Annotated in this window: 4 protein-coding genes; 2 read left to right on the top strand and 2 right to left on the bottom strand. The window is 37.3% G+C overall.

Annotated elements, in window-relative coordinates:
- Nucleotides 1-251: 251 nt before the first annotated feature.
- Nucleotides 252-740 carry a type 3 dihydrofolate reductase gene (folA, locus tag DS885_RS07695; RefSeq protein ID WP_113818855.1) on the bottom strand — a complete coding sequence of 163 codons (489 nt, stop codon included), beginning with the start codon at nt 738-740 and terminating at the stop codon, nt 252-254.
- Nucleotides 741-899: 159 nt separating this feature from the next.
- On the opposite strand from folA, the gene DS885_RS07690 reads away from it, so the two are divergent.
- On the top strand, nt 900-1889 hold the full coding sequence (locus tag DS885_RS07690; RefSeq protein ID WP_113818854.1) for a DUF2333 family protein: 990 nt from the start codon (nt 900-902) through the stop codon (nt 1887-1889).
- 83 nt (nt 1890-1972) lie between these two features.
- Here DS885_RS07690 and DS885_RS07685 read toward each other — a convergent pair whose 3' ends face one another.
- On the bottom strand, nt 1973-2455 hold the full coding sequence (locus DS885_RS07685) for an Lrp/AsnC family transcriptional regulator (protein WP_113818853.1): 483 nt from the start codon (nt 2453-2455) through the stop codon (nt 1973-1975).
- A 124-nt stretch (nt 2456-2579) separates the two neighbouring features.
- On the opposite strand from DS885_RS07685, the gene DS885_RS07680 reads away from it, so the two are divergent.
- Nucleotides 2580-3176 carry a LysE family translocator gene (locus DS885_RS07680; RefSeq protein WP_113818852.1) on the top strand — a complete coding sequence of 199 codons (597 nt, stop codon included), beginning with the start codon at nt 2580-2582 and terminating at the stop codon, nt 3174-3176.
- Nucleotides 3177-3207 lie beyond the last annotated feature (31 nt).

The following is a 3207-nucleotide window of genomic DNA, read 5'->3' as shown; positions in this document are numbered from 1 at the left end:
ACACTGAAGTGGTCGTTGCTAAAGCCAGTAAGCCGGTTAACCCTACAATTAAATGTTTCATCATTATAGTTTCCCGTGAGTTTGTGGCTAATACCAATTGTATTAAATAACTGATCTAAATTTTGCGCCGGAAAAATGGCTTAGTTAGAGGCGTAAGTTGATGTAAATGGTTGTTCCCTATACGAAACTTACAACGAAAAAATAAGTTGTTTTAACAAGTAAAATAGATCAGTTACTTACTATGATTGGTATTATATTCTATCCATTGTAACAAATTCTAAATCATAGGCATTTTTTTCGTCCGCAGCATAATGCTCACTACTGACCTTTTGCCATTGACCTTGTGCTTGATAGTCAGGGAAATGTGTATCTCCCTTAGTTTTTAAATCAATCAAAGTCAAATATAAACGATTAGCAGACGCTAAAAAGTGCTCGTAAATGGTTGCTCCACCAATAATCATCACTTCATCAACACCTTCGGCCGCAGCAATCGCTTGCTCTACGGTAGTAACGCAAGTCACTCCTTCAATAGTTAAGTTTGCATCTCTTGATAACACGATATTCAAACGCCCCGGTAGCGCGCGACCAATTGAATCATAGGTTTTTCTCCCCATGATCACAGGTTTACCTAAAGTGGTTTTCTTAAAGTGCTGTAAATCAGCAGGCAAGTGCCAAGGCATATCGTTATCTAACCCAATTACGCGATCTTCAGCCATTGCTACTATCATTGAAATTTTCATCTAAAGTCCAAAATGTAAAGTGAATATATAATTTGAATAGACTAAGTTTAACAATTAAGTTTTAGAATTCATCTATTTAATTATTATCTACAAAGGATAATTCTTACTCAGGTTATGCTACAGTCATATTATAGTTAATACTAAAATAGGAAGCCTATAATGCTTACTTCACTAAAGAAAATTGCAATTCCCTTTTTAATCATTGTTATTTTTATCTCATGGATACTTTCAATTTGGTGGGGGTGGATGCCGTCATCATACAATGTGAAGTCACGCGTTCAACAAGCGGCACAAGCTGAAAATGTGAAGTTAGTGCCAGGCTACGCGACTGTTACTACTTTAATTGATATGACTGAATGGCTAGTCAATAAACCTGGTGGTTTATTATCTAACGATGTCACTCCTCCTGGTTTAATCATGGATAATATGCCAGCCTTTGAATATGGTGTACTGGAGCAGGTACGTGACTTAGCATTAGTCATGCGTTTAGACTTTAGTCGCTCTCAATCACAATCCACGGGTGATAAAGACCTAGAAACAGCACAAAATAAAGTGAATATTTCGCATAAAAATTGGGTGTTACCAAGTGCTGAAAATGAGTATAAAGATGCGATTAAAGCGTTTAACCGTTACCGCACTCGTTTAAGCGCAGAAGATGAAACTGAAGCTCAGTTTTACACTCGTGCGGACAACCTGAGTGATTGGTTACGTGAAATTGAAAAGCGCCTAGGCTCCATCTCACAAAACTTAAGTGCCAGTGTGGGTAATGATATATTCGATACTAACTTGGCAGGTGATACAACAGCGAAACAATCAACAAGAACCTCTGAAGAATTAAAAATACAAACCAGTTGGTTTAAAATTGATGATGTATTTTATGAAAGCCGTGGTTCAACGTGGGCTATTTTGCACTTCTTAAAAGCTGTTCAAATTGACTTTGCTGATGTATTAGAAAAGAAAAATGCCACAGTTAGCTTAAAACAGATCATCCGTGACCTTGAAGGTACCCAACAAGCCGTATGGAGCCCAATGGTATTAAACGGTAGTGGTTTTGGCTTCCTAGCAAACCATTCGTTAGTAATGGCCAACTACGTTTCACGTGCAAATGCTGCTTTAATAGACCTAAGACGTTTATTAGAACAAGGTTAAGCACTTAACCGCTAGTTATCTGGCCGCTTGTTCTACAAGTGGCCCCCTAACAAAAAACACTCAAACTCTACTAACTATAAAAGTTAATCTAAAGGCGTACTATGACCACTTTTTATCTCTTTAACTGAGATACTGGAATGTAAACCACTCACTCCTTGAATACGCCTTAATTGATGAATACGTTGATAATACTCATCTAAGTCTTTGGCAATAATTTGCACAATATAATCTGCATCTCCGGTAATACAATGACACATTGGGATCCAATTAGTGTTGGATACAAACTCCTCAAAGAGATCAGTGCTCTGCTCCGCATGACTCCCTAAAGACACCTGCGTAAACCCACTTACCCCAAACCCTAATTTTTTATGGTTTAGCACCGCACTATATTCTTTAATATAGCCCTGTTCTTCTAGTTTTTTCCAGCGACGCCAACAGGGTGTTTCACTGAGGTTAATTTTTTCAGACAGTTTGCTATTACTAATACGCCCATCAGCTTGAATGTATTTCAATAAAGATAAATCTGTCGCGTCAATCTCACCGTTAGGGTTTTCTTTCTTATTCATAACTCACCAAGAAATATTATGCTCGTAATAAACATTATCATAGCCTAATTAGCAACTTAATTCCTAAACAAACAGATACACTATTAACCATAAAATAATCTCCGTCATACTAGGAAACCACTCTATGGATATTCAAGTTGCTATTGCCTTTATCTTTTTTGCTATCTCAATGTCATTAACTCCAGGAGGCGGAAATATTACGCTATTGGGCATATCTAATCGCCATGGTTTTAGTGCAGCTCTGCCCTTTGTTGCTGGTACAGCTTTTGGGGTATTAGTGATTTTTGCAGGTGTCAGTGCAGGTTTATTGGAAGTATTAACGCACTATCCAAGCATCTACCTAACATTAAAATTGTTAGGGGCAGCTTACCTTCTTTATGTGGCTTGGTGCATGGCAAGTTTTCAATTTGAAGAAGTGAATAGTGAAACTAAATCACCAGGATTTTTGAGTGGCTTTGGTATTCAAGTCTTAAACCCAAAAGCCTGGGTTGCAGCTATGACCGCCTTTTCACAATTTATTAATCTATCTGGAGATTACAATACACAAGTCATGACCATTACCAGTGTATTTCTAGTGATAATGACGTTATGCACTCTATCTTGGGCTTATTTTGGTGTGATGATGAAAAAATTACTACGCTCACCGCAACAAATATTAATCGTGAATAGAGTACTCGGCTTAACCTTAGTGATCACAGTTGTATTTATGTTAAGCAATTAATACCAATTATGTTAAGCAATTAATACCAATT

The sequence above is a fragment of the Psychromonas sp. B3M02 genome (assembly GCF_003318165.1).
Classification (GTDB): domain Bacteria; phylum Pseudomonadota; class Gammaproteobacteria; order Enterobacterales; family Psychromonadaceae; genus Psychromonas.
Note: the sequence above shows the minus strand (reverse complement) of the source record. Positions and strands in the feature narration are given on the sequence as shown.

Coding starts and splice junctions, on each gene's coding strand:
- DS885_RS07685 (WP_113818853.1), bottom strand. CDS start 2,455: ATGAATAAGAAAGAAAACCCTAACGGTGAGATTGACGCGACAGATTTA.
- folA (WP_113818855.1), bottom strand. CDS start 740: ATGAAAATTTCAATGATAGTAGCAATGGCTGAAGATCGCGTAATTGGG.
- DS885_RS07680 (WP_113818852.1), top strand. CDS start 2,580: ATGGATATTCAAGTTGCTATTGCCTTTATCTTTTTTGCTATCTCAATG.
- DS885_RS07690 (WP_113818854.1), top strand. CDS start 900: ATGCTTACTTCACTAAAGAAAATTGCAATTCCCTTTTTAATCATTGTT.